Genomic DNA, 19940 nt, shown 5'->3' on the forward strand with positions numbered 1-19940 from the left:
TTCAGTTGCCTGATTGCGAATGAATCTTTAGCAGTGCCACGCCTTGTGAATCCAAAGACAAGTCGGTCCCAACGACTTGACCTGTCAACAAGTTCGTTACGGAGACCGGCTTGTCGTGATCGAAGACAATCTGCAAATCGGCGTCGTGCTTGCCCAGGTTGATGATGCTGACCAGATAGCTGCCGTCGTCCTGTTTGACCGCTTGCCAACGACAGCCCTTGCGATCACTGCCGTTGTCTTCGACCAATGCGAAGGCAGGCATGCTGATGGCAATGTCGCGGAGGGCAATGTCACGAATCTGCTGTGGACTTGGGTTGCTCTTCAGTACAACCAGCCTGCCTTGGCCGGCTTCAAGACGCTTAGCATGTGGGTTACCGTACTCGTCTTTGGCCAGGCTTTTCTCTCCATCCACAATCACTGTCCCGCCTTGGTCCAGATACGATTGCAAAGCATTGAGTTCCGCAACTGTCACATACGGCGTGCGGTAAATGAGAATGGCATCCCAAGACGCATTGTCTTGGGTCTTGATGATCTTTTCCGTTGCAAACCCCACCGGAAAACCGTCAAAGAACATCGCTTCGTACAAAGCAAACTGCTCGGTCATGTGCGAACGTTTGTTGATGGCCGATGTTTCCGAGTGGAACAATCGCAACGGACGACGCTGCTTTCGCAAAGCAATGACTTCTTCGGAAAAGCTATTCAAATCCAACATGACCTGGGTATAGGCGTTGGCGATGTGTGGCTGTTGGTTGACCGAACCTGCGAAAGATCCTGCTAACGCCAGATCTGCGAAGTTCAGCTCGCCCTCCAAACGGTCTTCCGGCGAACCATCAGGGTCACGAGCCCAGAACCAAGCGAAATTGGCGTCCATTCCGTGAAGCGTTGCCAGCCAATAGACACACTTCACGTATTGCGTCGAAAGATCGAGCTTGCGCCAACGCGCTGCCGACAGAAAATGCGATTCTGAATTGATGTGGATGCTGTCCGGTGCGACGGATTCCATGAAGTCGTAGGACATACAGAGCTCTTCCCAGAAAAACGCATAATGCTGTTCCCACGGTTCGGGTGCGTTCGTATAGTTGCGTCGTGTCGGTCGCGTTTTAGCATCATCACCAATGATGGACGTCAACTGTGTCAACGATTCGATGTCAATTCCGTGCGCGCGATCGTCGTCGGTGTAGAGGTGAGGAATGAGTTTGATGTGAGTGTCCGCATCCGGATTGCCCTTTCGCAACTCACCCTGAAGCATCGCATACCAGGAAATGACCCGGTCCATGTTGTAGCGTGCCCAATCGTAAAAGACCGGCGTGCCACGGGTCTGTGCAGAGATGGGTATTTGGATTTGGACGGTTTCGAAACCCAAAAACTGCGTCTCCCAATTTTGATTGAGCCGGTTGATGTCACCGGAATACTTTGCACGCAGCCACTGGCGGAATCCTTCCAGCGTGTAGGATGAGATCTGCTGCATCTCGCCGGTTCGCCTCGTCCAATTGCTTGCGATCGAATGCCAATGCGGTTCGTTGGCCAGAATGTATCCAAGCCGGGTCACCCTTTTCCCACGAGTCAGTGCACCGGTTTCTCGGGCGATCGTTCCCCAGACTTCTTTGACCAACGGATTGTCGATATCAAATCCTGTGAACGTGCTGCGGCCAAAACGCACCTCGGGTTCACGCTTCTCCACCCACTCGGGAATCCCCTGCATCCAATACAACAAAAAGCCGACATTGGTGTCATCAACTCCTGTCACTTCACGCAGCAATTCCAGATCAAGATCGCGATTTTCTTTCAACAAGAACGAGTTGATCGCACGATCGTATTCGGGTGGATACAGGTTTTCGCCGCCGTGATAGATTGCTCCCAGGTGATCGTTATAGACATCACCATCACGAAGTGGACGTCCGACAGATTTTGAAAAGTAGTCGTAAAGAAACACCGGCTTGCCATGGCTCACCAACATGTTGTCGCCGACTTTCACATTTCGCCAATCGATTTTGTTGACGGGACGTCTTTGGATTTTACCGCTGATAACCTTGGACAGGGTTTCGATCGCCTGATCCAGTGTCTCGACAACCATACGGCGTTGAAACTCAGGGATCTCTTTGGCCAGGGTTTCACTCTGCTGTTCGTAGGGTCCGTATTGGGCGAACAAATAGGCCACCTCACTCGGATGGCTTTCATCCCAGTCGGCGAACTTCAAGAACTGCTGGGCAAACCAGAGCGTTGATTCCTCGCGGGTGACATCGATTCCCTTGGCTTTCGCTTCCTCCATTTTTTCATTCAGCACGCCCGTCTTGCGGACCGCTTCCTCAACCAAAGAATTCTCCACCTGGGTCACAACCGGCTTCTCACCGCAAGCGTTTTCCAGAGCCAAAGCCCATACCAGCAGCATGCCCAAGACAACGACGACACGGGATGGATTCATTCGCATGGGTTCATTCGTGGGATTGAAAGGAAGGTTTGGATGGTGGATTTTGCACCAGTCATCGCCGTCGCTTACCGCCGCCCGCTTTTTGGATGCGGGCCCGTGCGTCGCTCAGCAACGTTCGCATCGCGTCATCCGCAGCGACCGAGTCGCGGTCCCAGATCGCTTTCATGACGGCTTGGTGCAGCGGAATGGACTTGCGGTTTTCGGCCGATTGGCGATTGGTCACTCGGATGCTGGATTTCAGAGCAGCCCGGATCACATTGGCGACCGGAGAGAAAAAGGGGTTGCCCGTGGCGTGCAAAATCGACGTGTGAAATCGTAGATCCGCCGCCAGAAATGCCTCCACACTTTCCACCGCTCCCTCCATCGCCTGGAACGCATCACGAATGGCCTGCAACTCATCGTCGCTGGCACACTGGGCGGCAAACGCCGCGGCGGCTGGCTCAAGACCGTGACGAAACTGAGTCAAATGCCTCAGCAGACTTCCGTCGACGTCGGTTTGGGCCTGCCATTCCAACACATCGGGGTCCAGGAAATTCCAAGAATCGCTGGGCAAAACCATGGTCCCCAGCTTGGCCCGCGATCGGACCAACCCCTTGGCCGCCAATGACTTGACGGCTTCTCGGATCACCGTCCGACTGACCCCCATCCGCTCGCACAGCACGCTTTCGTTTGGGATGGCCTGGCCCGGCTGGATCTCGCCTCCCAGGATCTGGCGTCCGAGATCGTGAACGATCTGGCCGCACAGGTTTCTGCGAATCGTCAAAATCTTCACCTCGTCTGCCCATCACCGGCTTGCACTCCCTTTTGTCATACAATAAGGTAATTCGCATTGACCGACAAGGCTAGCACGAACCGGCCGCACGCCGGATCCGATTTCCCGGGCATTTCATTTACAACACGGCCTCGAGGAACATGAGTTCGACCACCAAGATTGCCACCATCCGGACCTACCACCTGCGTGACCATCTCGAGGAACCGTTCGGTTTTTCGCAGTGGTATTACGACACTCGCAACACGCTGTGGGTGGAAATTGTCGCTGAAGACGGAACCGCCGGTTGGGGCGAATGCTACGGTCCGTCGGAGGTCTATCAGACGGCGATCGATCGCTTCTATGCCCCGCGTCTACTTGGCCAGGATGCGTTGGCAACGGACCGGAACTGGCAACTGATGTGGCGAGCTTCTTTGGACTTCGCGCGTGGCGGCGTGATGATGGGCGCGATGTCGGGGATGGATATGGCCCTGTGGGATCTTCGTGGCAAGATCCTGAATCAGTCGGTGTGTGAAATGATGGGCGGGCGACATTCCGATACGGTTCCCTGCTATGCGACCGGTATGTATTTCAAAGAAATGCCGGAAGACGACCTGATTCGATCGATCGTCGATGAGGCATCCACCTATCAGCAGCAGGGCTTTGCAGCGCTAAAAATCAAAGTCGGCAAAAACCCAAACTTTGATACTCAACAAGTCGAATCGCTCCGTCATGCCCTGCCCGATATGACGATGATGGCCGATTCGAATCATGCGTTTGACTTGCCCGAGGCGATCCGCATGGGTCGTGTCTTAGAAGCCAACGACTTCCGATGGTTCGAAGAACCGCTGTCGCCGGAGTTTGAAAATCAGTTTCGACAACTGCAAGACAAATTAGACATTCCGATCGCCACCGGCGAATGCGAACAAACACGATTCGGTTTTGAACGTTTACTCAGGACCGGCGGCGTTCAGATCGCACAGCCCGACCTTGCCTATTGCGGCGGCCCTTCAGAAGCACTGAAGATTCGAACGCTGGCGTCGGCCAAAGGTATCAATGTCATCCCGCATGCTTGGGGGACAATGCTGAACCTGGCTTCGGCAACGCACTTCCTGGCCAGCGGTTATCGCGAACCGGGACGAAAGGAGATCGACGCGTTGATGTTGGAATACGATCGCACTCCGAACGCGCTGCGGGACGAACTTTTCGACATTCCTGTTGTTGTCGAAAACGGCGTGGCGACCGTGCCAACCGGCCCGGGGCTGGGTGTCATCGTCAACGAACAAAAGATGCAATCGTTCGTGGTCAACCAGACAGAACTAAAGGTCTAAGTAGCGGCGGATTCATGGCGGACGGGGCAACAAGTCACCAAGCACAAGGCTTGCCGGCTCGCCCACTGCACCAGGAATCGACAACTCGTTTCCACACGAAACTGAAAGCTTGAAACATGCCTGATCAAACGTTTTCACTGTGGGTCGACGGACGGGCGACCCGTACCGACAAGACTTTCGAAGTCATCAATCCTGCGACGGAAGAAGTCATTGCGGATGTCCCCGAAGTTGACGCCGATACAGTACAGCGGTGTTTGAATTCCGCCAACGACGCATTCCCGGCGTGGTCCAAGACACCACTTTCCAAACGCAAAGCGATCATCGATCGGTATGCGGAACGATTGGAAGCCCATCGCGATGAAATCGTTGATCTTTTGATCGCAGAAACCGGCAAGCCCATCGACAACGCCGAATACGACTTTGGCATGTTGACGACATGTTTGCGGTTTTTCTGCGAAGAAGCGGCACGGATCGACCAACCAGTGATCCCTGATCCGGATGGCAACTTCCTGAACTATGTTCTTCGCCAGCCTTTGGGCGTGGTGGTCGGCTACTTGGCCTGGAACTTCCCCCTCCTGAACCTTGGCTATAAGATCGGTCCCATCCTTGCCTCAGGCTGTACCGGGATCATCAAGCCATCACAGTTGACCCCATTGGCATCGCTGCGTTGCGCCGAATTGCTGGGCGAAGCCGGTGTTCCGGCGGGGGTCGTCAATGTCATTGCCGGAACCGACTATGACGTCACGGGTCCACTGTTGGAAAGTGATATTCCGTCGATGTTTACGATGATCGGATCGACGCGAGCCGGCGTGGGGGCGATGAAGTCCGCGTGCACAAACGTCAAACACTTCTCCGTCGAACTTGGGGGCAATGCCCCGGTGCTGGTGTATGACGATGCCGACATCGAAGCCGCCGCCAACAGTATCGTCGACTTAAAATTTGCCAATTCGGGGCAGGTATGCGTTTCGCCCAATCGCTGCTTCGTCCACGAATCGGTTTATGAGGAATTCATTACCAAAGCGGCCGAAAGAGTCCGCGGTATCGTGTTGGCTGCCGGTCGTGGCGAAGGCCGTCAGATGGGGCCGCTGTTGACGGGTAAATCGCGAGACCGGATGAGCCAACTGATCCAGTCGGCCATCAACAACGGTGCTTCGGTCGTTTGCGGTGGCAAAGTCCCGGAAGATCGCACCAAGGGATACTTCTTTGAGCCCACGATCCTGCGTGATGCCAACAAAGACATGCAGCTATCGTGCGACGAAATCTTTGGTCCGATCCTGCCGGTGATTTCGTTTGGCGATGACGACGATGAAATCGCACTGGCCAATGATACGGAGTACGGGCTGGCCGCTTACGTCTACACCACCAATCTGAATCGTGGGCTTCGCGCCGGCGCAGAAATTCAAGCGGGCAGTGTTTGCGTCAACGAAGTTCACTACGCCGTCCATCTGCCGCACGGTGGATTGAAGCAAAGTGGCGTTGGAAAGGACTGTTCTCGTTACAGCTTGCAAGAGTACCTGACACTGAAGCGAGTCTCCGTTCGTGTCCCATCCTGATTCGTAGTGGACGAGGGCACGAGTCCCGGAATCTTAGATCCTTTGCCTCGTCACAGAATCCTGACGCGTTTTACCTGACTTACCGACCTGCTGCTGCCACTGAGAATATTAGTTTGATGAGCTTCCCCATTGAGATCATCGATCGGCTGAGACAATGCCGCGTCGTGGCCGGTTTTTCTGTCGATCACGTCGACCATGCGGTGCCAATCGCCGAAGCACTATTGGCCGGTGGCATTGATGCGATCGAGTTGACGTTACGCACCGATGCGGGGATCGACGCGGTCAAAGCGATTTGTCAACAAGTCCCCGACATGCTGGTGGGCGTGGGCACCATTCTTACCCCTGACGCTGCCGCGGCGGTCGCCCAGGCCGGCGCAGCGTTCGGCGTTGCTCCCGGCCTGAATCGTCGCGTGATCGAAGGAGCCAAAGATGCCGGCTTGCCCTTTGCGCCCGGGATCATGACACCATCGGAATTGGAAACAGCGATCGAATCCGATTGCCGCTTCGTCAAATTTTTTCCAGCCGAAGCATCCGGGGGCGTGACTTTCTTGAAAAGTTTGGCTGCCCCGTACAAGCATCTCGACATCGAATACTTCCCGTTGGGCGGCGTGTGCGTGGACAACATGCTGGACTACCTGCGAATGCCAGAAGTCACCGCGGTGGGTGGATCATGGATCGTCAATAAACAGATGGTGGAAAATGGGGACTGGGCGGGCCTGCAATCACGGTCTGCCGAAGTCGTGAACGCTTTGAAAACGGGAGGCGAACGTTGAATTCAGTCGTTGTCACCTTTGGTGAAATCATGGGGCGTTTGGCGGCCCCGGAGCATTTGCGATTACGTCAAACACGCACATTGGACGTCACCTATGCCGGTGCCGAAGCCAGCGTGGCGGCATCAATTTGCAACTTCGGCGGCCAAGCTCGGTTCGTCACCGCGCTGCCCAAACATGCATTAGCCGACGCGACGATGGATTCGATTCGCTCGGTCGGCATCGACGCCAGCTATATCCTGCGAACCGACACCGGTCGCTTGGGAATGTATTACCTGGAAACCGGTGCCAATCAGCGGCCAAGTCACGTGATCTACGACCGCGCGGATTCGGCCGTAGCGATCACCCCGGCGGATGCCTACGACTGGGATGCAATCTTCAAGGACGCCAACTGGCTTCATCTCAGCGGGATCACGCCGGCGTTGTCCTCCAATGCCGCCGATGCAACGCGCGTGGCCGCTACGCAGGCGAAGAAGGCGGGTGTGACGATTTCGATCGACTTGAACTTCCGCGGCAAGCTTTGGAATTGGGATGCCTCCCTGCAGCCGCGCGAACTAGCACGTCGGACCATGAACGGCATCTTGCCGCATGTCGACGTCGTCATCGCGAATGAAGAGGACTGTCACGACGTTTTGGGTATCCAAGCGGGCCAGACGGATGTCCATTCGGGGACCCTTGAAACTTCGCACTATCCCGAGGTGGCTCGGCAGGTGGTTCAGCAATTCCCGAACATCTCCAAGGTCGCCATCACGCTGCGTGAAAGCCTATCGGCCACCCATAACAACTGGGGCGCGATGTTATACGACGCGGCCAATCAAGCCTCGTGCTTCTCGCCCTTGAATTCTGACGGGGATTACCAGCCCTATCAAATCAAAAGCATCGTCGACCGCGTGGGCGGAGGAGACGCCTTTGCCGGTGGGCTGATCTTTGCATTGTCCACCAAAGAATTGTCACAACCACAAACGGCACTGAATTATGCCGTCGCCGCGTCATGTTTGAAGCACTCCATCAAGGGTGACTTCAACTACTCGACTCGCCAAGAGGTCGAGCGACTGATGGGCGGTTCCGCTTCGGGTAGGGTCGTTCGTTGATCGAAAAAGAACTAAGAGGTAGCAAGATGAAATACATTCCCTATTGTTTGGCGACGCTGGCGGTATTGGCATGCATGCCCTCTTCCGTCGCGGAAGCGGAATCACCAACCGGCGGTGCTTCAAACGCCTCATCGCAGAAGCACCCTGCCCCGGCGTCGGACCCGGACAACGAAGGTGGCTGGGTGTTGAATCCCGACGTCAGTGATGAGTTTGACGGTGACCAGTTGGATCAGGACAAGTGGTTCGTCGAAGGCACCGATGGCGAGTACTACATCTGGAAGGGCCGCCCACCGTCCCAGTTTGCTCCGCACAACGTGTTGGTCGAAGACGGAAAGCTAAAAATCCGTAGCCAATGGGAACCGGAATTCGAGTTCGCGAAAGAAGACTATGCCGACGGCGCGCACAACGACACCTACGGTGTTTGGGAAGGTCAACCGTTCCCAGTCACGACCGGCGGCGTGATCAGCAACAAACGATTCTTGTATGGCTACATGGAAGCACGCACCAAGGCGGGAAATGCCTCGATGACCAGTTCGTTTTGGGCGATCGGCTACCAAAGCGAATTGGACATCTATGAACAGATCGGAAATCCCGCGATCAAGACGGGCGATATCCAAGAAGACATGTGGAAAGCGTCCATACATGACTGGTCGCCTCCGGCAAAACGCCCGACACGCCGTTTCGGCCTGAAAACCAAACTGCCGTTTCGGGTGGCAGACGATTTTCATGTCTATGGTGCCGAATGGGGCGAAGACTATTTGAAGCTGTACCTTGATGGCGAATTGATTTGGGAAACAACACGCGAGCGTGAAGGCAAAAGCTGGGTGCTGAACAACCCGCTGGAAATCTGGTTTGATTCGGAAATCTTCACTTGGCTTGGAATGCCCACCGAGGAAGGGCTGCCGATGGACTATGAAATTGACTACGTCAGGGTCTGGCAGAAACCTTCAAAACACCTACTTGCACGGCAGTTCTTTGGTTTTGAAGGGCCGATCCTGTTCCAAGACAATCCGAAGCCAAACATGCTGGTGCCCGAGAGCAGCGAGGTCAATCAGTACCAGCAGTTTTGGCAATTCGGCGAAGATGCACTCACGCGGTTTGCGATCACCAAAGACCAAGCGGTACAGGGAATCAAAAGCCTACGCTTCGATCCGAACGGCTTGAACGTCCATGTTTCAGCGGTGACTCCCCCGGCCGCGGTCCAGATTTCTGACGGCCAGTTTGATTTGTCCTTGTCGGTCTATTTGGAAAAAGACTGTGGATTGCAATCGCTGAATGTCAGCCTCTCTGACCCAGAAGTCATCTTGGACGGCTTCGATCTGAAAGACGTCCCGAAAGAACAATGGGTGAAGATGACCAAGACCTTCCAACGCGATCAAGCATCAGGCGATAGTGACCGATTGCGTCTGCGTTTCATGAAAGATCAGGTGGAACCGGGCGAAGGGATGATCTACATCGACGACATCTCCATATCCGCTCATGATCCATCAGCTTCCGCACCGGCGATGAGTGTCATTCAAGGGAAGACCGTGAAGAAGTCGCCCAATGACATGACGCTGCAGGAGTTTGTCGACATGGAAAAGGCAAAGTGGCAAGAGAACGGATGGCCGTGGAACCAGCAGGCGGTTGAAGCCAATTTCAAAGAAATGGATGTCGACCAAAACGGCTTGGCGTCGGGCCAGGAACGTCAAACGTGGTTCGCCAAACGAGCCGCGGAAGTGGCCAAGGAAAAAGCGACAAAACCCCAGTCGCCGTGAAGTGATGCTCTGCGTCGCAAATGTGCGACGGCAAGCCGACAATTCAATGGCCATTGCCGCGTTTGCTCTGCTGGTGGCGTTTCAGCGCCACCCTGAGGCCGTGTCGGATCTGTCGGAAACTCTCGCGACGAAACGACTGATTGGGGCGCCGAAACACTCGGCAAGCTCCGTTACGAAACGATTGGGCTGTGATCAAACACAAGGCGAAGCCACTCATGAAATCATTCGAACGCAACGCACTGATCTTCTCGACGATCGTCGCCATGGGTGGCTTTCTATTTGGTCTCGACGCGGCGTTGATCGCGGGAACCGTCGATTCGATCACCCAGCAGTTTTCACTCGACTCGCTTCAACTGGGAAACGCGGTGAGCGCCCCTGCCCTGGGCGTATTGATCGCGTTGCCTTTTGCTGGGTGGATCTGCAACCAGTTCGGGCGCAAGAAGGCGATCTTACTGATTGCCATCTTGTATCTGATCTCCGCCGTCTGTTCCGCATACGCGGTCAACTATGAAATGCTGGTGGCCGCTCGGTTCTTGGGGGGACTGGCATTCAGTTCGATCTCACTGGCATCCATGTACATCGGGGAAATCGCGCCGCCGAAGCTGCGTGGCAAACTGGTTTCCATGACACAGATCAATATCGTTATCGGTCTCTCGGGTGCCTACTTCATCAATTATCTCATCCACTATTGGGCCACGTCCGGCACTGGAATTGCGGGAACACTGGGAATCGATGAAGCCAACATGTGGCGTTGGATGCTGGGATCGGAGATCCCTGTCGCCATTGTTTGGTTCTTCTTGCTGCTGATCATTCCCGAAAGCCCTGCTTGGTACGTTTCAAGGCAACGCGACGAAGAGGCTGCTAAGACCCTCCGAAAACTCCTGCCCGCGGACGAAGTGACGGCTCATTTAGCCGAGATGAAACAGAGCCTTCAGCTTGGTGCGACCAGCCGATCGATGGGTGCGCAACTTCGAGAGATATTCAGCCGTCCGATGCGATTGACATTCATCATCGCGTTGACGATCGCAATCGCCCAACAGGCGACCGGCATCAATGCGATCTTGTTCTACGCACAAACCGTTTTTAAACAGCTAGGCGGAGGAACCGACGCCGCGTTCGTGCAGGCCATCTGGGTCGGATTGACCGGTATCGTGTTCACGGTCCTGGGATTGCTTTTGGTCGACAAGCTTGGGCGGCGACCGTTGATCATCGGGGGCATGGTGTGGATCATCGCCAGCTTGGGAATCTGCGCCTATGGATTCCACGAAGCCCGATACACATTGCCGGCGGATGCAGTGGCGGAACTAGAGGATTTTTCCGATCCGCAACGTTTGGATCCGCTTGTTGATCAAGGATTTCCAAGCGACATCGCGTTCAAAAACGCGGTCAAGGACGCGATCGGCCCGGATGATGCCCGCAAGTTTCAAGGGGCGTTGTTGGAACGATCGATCAAGATGCCGGCGACCCTGGTCTTGATCGGCATCCTTAGTTTCATTGCGGCCTTTCATTTCTCGGTGGGTCCAGTCATGTGGGTGCTCTTTTCCGAGATTTTCCCAATCTCGGTACGCAGCATTGCGATTCCGCTGTTCACCATCGTGACAAGCCTAACCAACTATATCGTTCAGAAGTTCTTCCCCTGGCAATTGGAAACCATGGGAATGACATCAATATTTCTTTTCTATGCCGGCACCGTTTTGGTCGGCCTGGTCATCCTTTTCTTCACGCTGGTCGAAACGAAGAACATGAGCATTGAAGAAATCGAGCGTACACTCCGTCCGGAGGCCCAGTCATGATCGACACCACCAACAGCCCGCATGTCAAGTTCCGCAGCATTCCCATTGGGGACTGTCGATGGACCGAAGGGTTCTGGGCGGACAAGTTCCAGCAGTGCCAGGACGTTATGATCCCGTACATGGGATCGCTGCTTAAAGGCGACATCGGCCATGGTCTGAACAACTTTAAAATCGCCGCCGGAATGATAGAAGGCAAACATCAGGGATTAGCCTGGCATGATGGGGATTTCTTTAAGTGGATGGAGGCCGCCGTCTACGTCTATTCGATCAATGGCGACCCATCGATTCTCGACGAACTTGACGAGATTCTGGAAATTGTCGCTAGGGTGCAGGAAGACGATGGTTATCTGCATACTCAAATCCAGATTGAGAACATTGGCCACTTTTCCAATCGCAAATATCACGAAATGTATAATTGCGGGCACTTATACACGAGTGCTTGCGTGCACCATCGAGTGACCGGCAAACGCAATTTCTTGGACATTGCGATCAAAAATGCCGACCTGCTCTACAAGTTGTTCCAGCCACGTCCCAAAGAACTCTGCCGCTTCGGTTTCAACCAATCCCAGATCATGGGACTGGTCGAACTGTATCGAACGACGCAAGACAAACGCTACTTGGAACTCGCCGAGATCTTTATCAACAACCGTGGGCAGTCGGAAGTCGTCGACGACCCCAGCACCGAAGGCTATCCCATTGGAGACATGGTTCAGGAACGTGTCCCGCTACGAGAGGAAACCGAGGCCGTCGGGCACGCGGTGCTGGCACTGTACTATTATGCCGGCGCAGCCGACGTGTTTGCCGAAACGGGCGAAAAGGCGCTGATCGATGCGCTCGACCGTCTGTGGCACAACGTCTGTGAACAGAAGATGTATGTCACCGGTGCCGTGGGACAAGCTCATTTCGGCGCGTCGACGCGACGCGACAAAATCGAAGAGGGCTTTTTGGATGCCTATTTAATGCCGATGGCAACCGCGTATAACGAAACGTGCGCGAACATTGCCAACGCGATGTTCAATTTCCGTTTGTTGGGCATCCATGGCCAATCGAAGTATGCCGACATCATGGAACTGGTGGCGATGAACAGTGCCCTGGTCGGCATCGGCCTGGGCGGCAAGGACTACTTTTACGCCAATCCACTACGACTCAATCGCGGCCAGAGGGAATATCAGGATCATCGCGATTGCACAGAAAGCCCGATCCGCGAGCCGTACATCGAGTGCTTTTGCTGCCCGCCCAACCTGGTTCGCACGATTGCCAAACTTTCCAACTGGGCTTACAGCCTGACGGACAGCGGTGTGGCGGTGAACCTGTTTGGTGGCAACCGCCTGGAGACGAAGTTAACCGATGGATCGGATTTCACGCTGATCCAACGGTCGGCCTACCCCTTCGAAGGTGCAGTCCGATTCACCGTTGAGAAGTGTCGGCAGACGCCCATCGAGATCTTGCTTCGCATTCCGGATTGGGCTGACGGTGCAGAACTGTTGGTCAACGGAGGTCGCATGGACATCAATGTCGAACCAGGTTCCTTCGCCAGAATCGAGCGATCGTGGCAATCAGGTGACACGATCGAGCTAAATCTGCCGATGGATGTAACCCTGATGAAGGGGCATCCGCTGATCGAAGAAGTTCGAAACCAAGCGGCAATCAAGGTGGGACCACTGGTGTATTGCTTGGAATCACCGGACCTTCCCGACGATGTCCGCACGCTGGATGTGCATTTACCGTCGGACATTGAATTGAAAAAGGAAAGTGATCCGGCACTACTGGACGGGATCACCACCCTCAGCGGCGAGGTCTTGGTGCGAAGCGAACAACGCCAGCAGATGTACGGACGACTGCACGACGGCCAACCGTGGCGAACGATCCAGACGCGTTTCGTGCCCTACTTCGCCTGGTCCAATCGTGGTGAGGCCGAAATGACCGTCTTCCTGCCGATTGTATGGAGCCAACGGACATAGGAATCTGCCGACCAACATGCAAGCTTGGACAGCCATCGCGTAATGTTGCCCAATCGGGTGCCAACTTCGATACCTGCCATCGGATTTCCCCAACTGGAACACGGTGTACAGCGTCTTTCGAAGACGACGATTGGATGGAACCAGGAGGCCAACCGTGACTTTGTCGCCAATTTATGGGCAATCTCAGAGACAGCGGGAGTCTACTAGAATTGGTGATGATCGCTTTTGATGCCAGACCTGGGGATTCCTCCCGCTTATGAAACATGACCAGCCGGAAAACGTCGAGGAACAGTTCGTGCAGATGTTTGCCGGACATGAGCGCGACCTGCGCGCGTTTGTTCGGTCGATGGGGCTAGACTGGGCCGCCGCCGACGACGTGATGCAGACGGTCAGCCTGGTGATGTGGCGTAAGTGGCATGAATATGATGTCGATTCGGACTTCATGAAATGGGCTCGGGTGATCACCCGATTCGAGGTGCTGAAGTACCGCCGCAAGATGGCCAGGGACCGGCATGTCTTCCGTGAAGATGTCATGTCGCTGCTGGCGGGCGTCGTTGAAGAGGTAGACGCCAGCAGTTCAAGCGATGAGTTTCGGGACGCGTTGCAGGCGTGCCTGAAAATGCTTCCGGAAAAATCAGGACACCTGATTCGAGCAGCCTACGCTGGAGACCGGACAATTCGCGAAGTCGCCGACGATGTCGGTCAATCCGCGACCGCGTTCTACAAGACGCTCAATCGGATACGCGAAAAGCTCCGCCAGTGCGTTCGGCAGCGTCTGAATGCGACGTAGCAGCGGGCGCCAGAGATTTTGATGTTGTTTTTTCGGGCAATCTCCTGGCGATCGGGAGTCTGTCTGTATGGACAATCATCGCCTGAACGAACTCACGCTGGCCCATCTCGATGGATGTATTTCGGACAGCGAATTTGCTGAGTTACAGCAATTGCTGGAATCAGATGCCGATGCGCGTACCCGATATGTGGAAATGGCACGGCTTGACTCCGAGTTGCGGGAGTCCGGGGGAGCGTTTGACGAACCCGCGAGTGAAAAATCACCGCAGCTATCAACTTGGTCTCGTATGCCACGAGTCGCTCAGACGCTGGTCATTGCTGCCACCGTTCTGATTCTACTGGTACCGACGTGGATGATGGTTCGCCCCGACAGACCGGTTGGCAACCAAGTTGGGGGCACAACGAATGCAACTCCGTCAAAGCCTGTGCGTAGTGTCGCAGTCATCTCCGCCGAAGCGGATGCGGTGTGGACGGCAGAGGATGGAAAACGAATTGGCAAAGGTACGGCACTTGAACCCGGCATGCTGAATCTGGCGGAAGGCCTGGCTCAGATCGACTTTTTCAGCGGCGCCTCCATGACCCTGTCGGGTCCCACCGTGATTGAACTGAGGAGCAGGAATCTGGCTGTTTTGCATCGGGGACGTGTTCGGGCGAATGTCCCTCCTGCTGCTCGCGGCTTTGAAATTCAGACAGCAGATGTGCGACTCGAGGATCTCGGTACAAGCTTCGGAATCGTTGCGGGCGACAACGGTCAGTCGGATGTCGTTGTGTTTGACGGCGAAGTTCGGGCTGTTGACCGCGAGGCGGATGAACTTTCTCTTCTCGCCGGTGACACGGCTCACCTCGTCGAAGGTGGAGCGACAATGTCTTCAAGTCAAGAATTGGGGGAGTTTCCAGACATCCTGGCGATCATCGAACGGTCTAGCGACCTTGTCCAGTCTCGCTATGCCCGTTGGAAAGCGGCAGCAACCGACAGACGCAGCGACCCACGCCTGATCGCCTATTACGATTTTGAGAACCTGACAGACACTTCCCGCCGCTTGGCAAATCGCGCGGTCGCTGGCTCCGGCAGCGAACTGGATGGTGGCATTGTTGGTGCTCGGGTCGCCGATGGCAGGTGGCCCGGTAAACCGGCATTGGATTTTCGTGGTGAAGGCGACCGCGTACGGTTCAACATCCCGGGCGAGTTCGACGCCATGACACTGTATGCGTGGGTTCGGATCGACGCTTTGGACAGGGACCTGAACTCCTTGTTTCTAACCGACCACTTCGATCCCGGAGAAATCCATTGGCAACTGTCGGTGCATGGATCGTTGCATTTCGCGACCAGTCCTATTGGTGTTCCACCCGCGCCGGCCGGCTTTGAAGTTGCACCTAATGAACAGATTCAAGCCGAGAACCGTCGGTTCTGGTCAGAAAACTTTTGGGACGCCAGCCAGAGTGGGCATTGGTTTCTTCTGGCAACAACGGTGGATCGCGCAAAGCAACCGAGTGTTGTTCACTACATCAATGGCCAACCCGTTGGATTCAATGGTGGAAGCAACATGGATCGACCGCTTCCAAAACTGCGAATCGGATATGCCGATCTCGGAAACTGGACGGATCCGATCTGGGCCAAGGCCATTCGTTCGCTGAATGGACGCATTGACGAGTTTGCCATCTACTCCGCCGCGCTTGAAGCGAATGAAATCCGCACCATATATATGCAGGGCAGACCATGAGAGGAAAAACACTTCGATACCAGCACGAAGCGCGAGCGAGCGAATCACTGATGGCAGAACTCACTTGCTTGCGTTTCGTGCTTGTGCTTGTCGTTATCCTCGGCATAGAAACCAACAGTCTGTTCGCGCAAGAAGACGTTGCCAACAACGAAGGGTTGCCGATCGAGATTCTTAAAGGGGAATCTCCCTTCACGCCGAACGCACAATGGAAACAACTCAGCAACGGGCACGCCGGATGTGAAGGATCCCAATGGGAAATTCGCAATGGCGAATTCGCGCTGATGTATGCCGCCCACCACGATCGCCTGGCATTCCGCTGGACTGAGTCAAAGGGACTGGAGGCTTGGCGAAATGACTCGCCCGAAGCGACATCGTTCAGACCCGATGGAAGTGGTGGCTACTACGTCGTTGAACAAACCACTCGGCAGCTCACTCGTTGGAACTCCAAAGGGCAACAGGTTGCCATCCTTGCCGATCGCTACCAGGGAAAGCGTCTGAACCGTCCCAATGATTGTGTGGTGCACTCCGATGGAAGCGTCTGGTTCACCGATCCCGATTGGCTTTTCAATCAACGTCCAGGCGACACCAAAGAACTCGCCGGCCAGTTCGTGTTTCGGTTCGATCCGCGAGATAACTCCCTCCGGAAAATGGTGGACGGATTAGACAAACCCAATGGGATCGCCTTCTCGCCGGATGAAAGGTGGTTGTTTGTGACCGATAGTGCTACCAAGAACCTCTATCGTTGGAAGATCAACAACAAGAACGAATTGGATCGGCGTGAAGTCTTCGCAACATTCGCCGATACGGGAAACGACGGAATTGCATTTGATCGGTTCGGACGACTTTGGTGCTGCACGAAGGCTGGCCTCGCCATCTTGAATGAGTCGGGCCAAACCAAGACGGTTGTTAAGACGCCCGGCAAACCCACGTCGGTTGCGTTCGCGCCGGCGCCTTCGCGAAGCATCGCCGTCACAACCCGTGATGCCTGCTACATCACGGAGCTTGCCGAGGAAGATTCTGGACAACCCCAGTTGGTCGATCGAGCGGGCGATGACCGGAAAGAGGACTCCGAAATCCTATTCGTCCGGCGCGTTGCCCCCCTGCTACGCGAGAAGTGTCTTGGCTGTCATGGAAACGACCCCGATTTCATTGAGGGATCGCTCGACTTGCGAACACGTGAGGGATTGCTGTCGGGTGGTGACAGCGGCGAACCTGCTATCGTTGTCGCAGCGCCGCAGGACAGCCCGCTGTACCTTGCTTCGACCCGCCAGAGCGACGACTGGTCCGAGATGCCTCCCAAAGAGGCGGAGCAATTGTCGGCCGAAGAACTCCAATGGCTATATGATTGGATCGATTCGGGTGCCCAGTGGCCAAGCGACGATCGCCGCCGCGAAATTGAAGAAACGTACGAAGACGAATGGTCAGTGGAGGATGGAATCGTCGTGCAGACTTCGGGCGGTTTGGATTCTCACTGGACCAATCGCAAGTACGATCCAGCGGGACTCTGGGCCTACCAACCGTTGCAACAATACCAGCACGACGCGCAAGGCAGTGAATCAAACACAGGATCTCGCTCGAATGGTGCTCACTCGGGAATTGCTCAGTCGGACAGTGCACACTCGCTTGCGCGTCGTGCTAGTAAGAATCATCAAAACCCGATTGATGTCCTGATTGACGAAGCGTTGCCCGACGAGTTGGTGGCTGCACCGAGAGCTGATCGAAGAACGCTGATTCGGCGAGCCACCTATGACTTGACGGGCCTTCCGGCGACTCCCGAAGAAGTCGATGCGTTTGTCAACGATTCAGGTTCGGATCAACAGGCCTTTGCCAAAGTCGTGGATCGATTGTTGAGATCACCCCACTATGGCGAGCGGATGGCCCAGCACTGGCTAGATGTCGTTCGCTACGCCGACTCATCAGGCTTTGCAAATGACTATGAACGCGGCAACGCTTGGCGGTATCGCGATTACGTGGTGCGTTCGTTCAACGATGACAAGCCGTATGATCAGTTCATTCTTGAACAAATTGCGGGAGACGAACTGTATCCCAAAGATCCAGAGATGATTGTGGCGACTGGGTTTCTACGCATGGGCCCATGGGAATTGACTGGCATGGAAGTCGCCAAAGTAGCCCGACAGCGGTTTCTTGATGATGTGACCAACAGTGTTGGTGAGACATTCCTGGCCCATTCATTGCAATGCGCACGGTGCCACGACCACAAGTTCGATCCTGTTCCCACACGAGACTATTATTCCATCCAAGCGGTGTTCGCGACGACGCAACTGGCCGAGCGAAAAGCCGAGTTTGTCCCCGACGAGAACACCACCGGTTTTGACGAGCAGGCGTACCTCAAGCAAAAACTGCAACAACATCAACAGGCTCTCGACGAACTGGATTCGGTACTGCTGCAGAACGCCCAGCGGTGGTATCAACAACAGGGGAAATCCTCGGAGTCCTGGGATCGTGCAATTGCCGACCTTAAAGCGAAGGGTCGCAAGAAGAACCTGTTTAGCGACGCCCGGTCGGCGATGATTAAGTCGGGTATCGCTGAAAATGAATACCCGCCAAAGCTGGTCGGCTTTACCCCGGAGCAGTTTGGACGCGAACGTGTCGCGAGGAAAGGGATTGAGCGTTTGAGATGGGAGCTGGAGCGGTATCAGCCGTATGCACTCGCTGTCTACAACGGTCGAACGAGGGACGTGAAGGGCATCTACGCGCCGACGCGAATTCCGAAGGACCGTTTTCACAAAGGCGAACTCGAGCAAACCGCGATCTTAACCGGTGGCGATCCGTTTTCACCGGGCGAGCCGGTTTCGCCGGGGACACTGAGTGTCGTCAACGACCAAGTCACTCCGTCAATTCCCGACACCACCAGCGGACGACGCGCCGCGTTTGCACGCTGGATCGCTGACGCGAAGAACCCTTTGACCACACGCGTGATTGTCAATCGGCTGTGGCTCTGGCACTTTGGCAAAGCGATCGCCGGAAATCCGAACAACTTTGGATCCACTGGGCAGCGACCGACACATCCACTTCTGCTCGACTGGCTGGCATCGACGTTCGTCGAAGAGGGCTGGTCGGTGAAGGCGATGCATCGTCGCATCATGCTGTCCGATGCCTATTGCAGATCTGGAAGTCACCCCGACCCAAAGCGATTGCGAGAGCTCGATCCTGAAGGAATCAGCTACGCCGTCTTTCATCCGCGACGTCTGAGTGCCGAAGAGTTACGGGATTCGATGCTGGCCGTCACAGGTGAACTCAACCCAAAGCTTGGTGGCATACCCTGTCGACCCGAAATCAGTCAGGAAGTCGCGCTTCAACCGCGACAAGTGATGGGAACGTTCGCTGCTGCATGGACACCCAATCCGTTTCCCGATCAGAGACATCGTCGCTCGATCTATGTGCTCAAGCTGCGTGGTCTGATTGACCCGATGCTGGAAGTCTTCAATTCACCCTCCCCCGACTTTTCCTGTGAGCAGCGAGAAACATCGACGGTCACACCGCAGGTGTTCAACTTGTTCAATGGCCGGAACACACACAATCGTGCGTTATCGCTGGCTGCACGTGTCTTGAAGGAAACGGACAACGACCGCGACGCGATCCGGCGGTGCTTCCAACTGACACTCTTGCGTGAACCGACGCCGACCGAGTTGGAGGAATTCCTCGCGCACTGGCACCAGACAGAAAATTCGTTGCCCACCGATCCACCCTTTCGCGGCGCTCCGCCACTGGAAGTCCTCCGGGAAGCGGTCGAGGAAAACACGGGCGAGAAGTTCACGTTTGTGGAACGCCTCTTTTCAAACGCCGACTTCGTTCCTGATCTGAGACCGGCCGACGTCGACCGTCACACACGAGCATTGTCAGACGTCTGTCTGGTGATCCTGAATTCAAACGAGTTCGTGTATGTGTATTGAGACCTCAAATACTAGCACGACGCGCAAGCGAGTGAACCCAGCTCTCGAATTCTCACGGGGACTCGCTTGCGCGTCGTGCTGGTC

At 55.2% G+C, this 19940-nt stretch carries 12 protein-coding genes; 10 read left to right on the top strand and 2 right to left on the bottom strand.

What is annotated here, in order from left to right:
• Nucleotide 1 precedes the first annotated feature (1 nt).
• Nucleotides 2–2422, bottom strand: coding sequence for an alpha-amylase family protein (locus tag Mal65_RS25065; RefSeq protein WP_196784440.1), 2421 nt, complete (start codon nt 2420–2422; stop codon nt 2–4).
• Between the two features lie 58 nt (nt 2423–2480).
• Nucleotides 2481–3200, bottom strand: coding sequence for a FadR/GntR family transcriptional regulator (locus Mal65_RS25070; protein ID WP_145304101.1), 720 nt, complete (start codon nt 3198–3200; stop codon nt 2481–2483).
• 140 nt (nt 3201–3340) lie between these two features.
• On the opposite strand from Mal65_RS25070, the gene Mal65_RS25075 reads away from it, so the two are divergent.
• The 10 genes from Mal65_RS25075 (at nt 3341) to Mal65_RS25125 (ending at nt 19856) form a co-directional block, all read left to right on the top strand.
• A complete protein-coding gene (locus tag Mal65_RS25075; protein ID WP_145304103.1) occupies nt 3341–4507 on the top strand; it encodes a mandelate racemase/muconate lactonizing enzyme family protein in 1167 nt (388 codons plus the stop codon).
• Between the two features lie 116 nt (nt 4508–4623).
• Complete coding sequence (locus Mal65_RS25080) at nt 4624–6060, top strand: NAD-dependent succinate-semialdehyde dehydrogenase (RefSeq protein ID WP_145304105.1); 1437 nt, start codon at nt 4624–4626, stop codon at nt 6058–6060.
• A 116-nt stretch (nt 6061–6176) separates the two neighbouring features.
• Nucleotides 6177–6833, top strand: coding sequence for a bifunctional 4-hydroxy-2-oxoglutarate aldolase/2-dehydro-3-deoxy-phosphogluconate aldolase (locus Mal65_RS25085; protein WP_145304107.1), 657 nt, complete (start codon nt 6177–6179; stop codon nt 6831–6833).
• The gene (locus tag Mal65_RS25090) at nt 6830–7921 is read left to right on the top strand and encodes a sugar kinase (RefSeq protein WP_145304109.1); all 1092 of its coding nucleotides are present in this window, start codon (nt 6830–6832) and stop codon (nt 7919–7921) included. Before Mal65_RS25085 ends, Mal65_RS25090 begins: the two co-directional genes overlap by 4 nt.
• 26 nt (nt 7922–7947) lie before the next feature.
• Nucleotides 7948–9678: a family 16 glycosylhydrolase gene (locus Mal65_RS25095; RefSeq protein ID WP_196784441.1), complete on the top strand. Its 1731-nt coding sequence runs from the start codon at nt 7948–7950 to the stop codon at nt 9676–9678.
• A 215-nt stretch (nt 9679–9893) separates the two neighbouring features.
• Nucleotides 9894–11471: an MFS transporter gene (locus tag Mal65_RS25100; RefSeq protein WP_145304110.1), complete on the top strand. Its 1578-nt coding sequence runs from the start codon at nt 9894–9896 to the stop codon at nt 11469–11471.
• The gene (locus tag Mal65_RS25105) at nt 11468–13432 is read left to right on the top strand and encodes a glycoside hydrolase family 127 protein (protein WP_145304112.1); all 1965 of its coding nucleotides are present in this window, start codon (nt 11468–11470) and stop codon (nt 13430–13432) included. The genes Mal65_RS25100 and Mal65_RS25105 overlap by 4 nt, the downstream gene beginning before the upstream one ends.
• A gap of 256 nt (nt 13433–13688) precedes the next feature.
• Complete coding sequence (locus tag Mal65_RS25115) at nt 13689–14222, top strand: sigma-70 family RNA polymerase sigma factor (RefSeq protein WP_145304114.1); 534 nt, start codon at nt 13689–13691, stop codon at nt 14220–14222.
• 67 nt (nt 14223–14289) lie between these two features.
• Nucleotides 14290–15942: a LamG-like jellyroll fold domain-containing protein gene (locus tag Mal65_RS25120; RefSeq protein WP_145304116.1), complete on the top strand. Its 1653-nt coding sequence runs from the start codon at nt 14290–14292 to the stop codon at nt 15940–15942.
• 281 nt (nt 15943–16223) lie between these two features.
• On the top strand, nt 16224–19856 hold the full coding sequence (locus tag Mal65_RS25125) for a DUF1549 domain-containing protein (protein WP_390621989.1): 3633 nt from the start codon (nt 16224–16226) through the stop codon (nt 19854–19856).
• The last annotated feature ends 84 nt before the right edge of the window (nt 19857–19940 follow it).

It is taken from the genome of Crateriforma conspicua, assembly GCF_007752935.1.
Classification (GTDB): Bacteria; Planctomycetota; Planctomycetia; order Pirellulales; family Pirellulaceae; genus Crateriforma; species Crateriforma conspicua.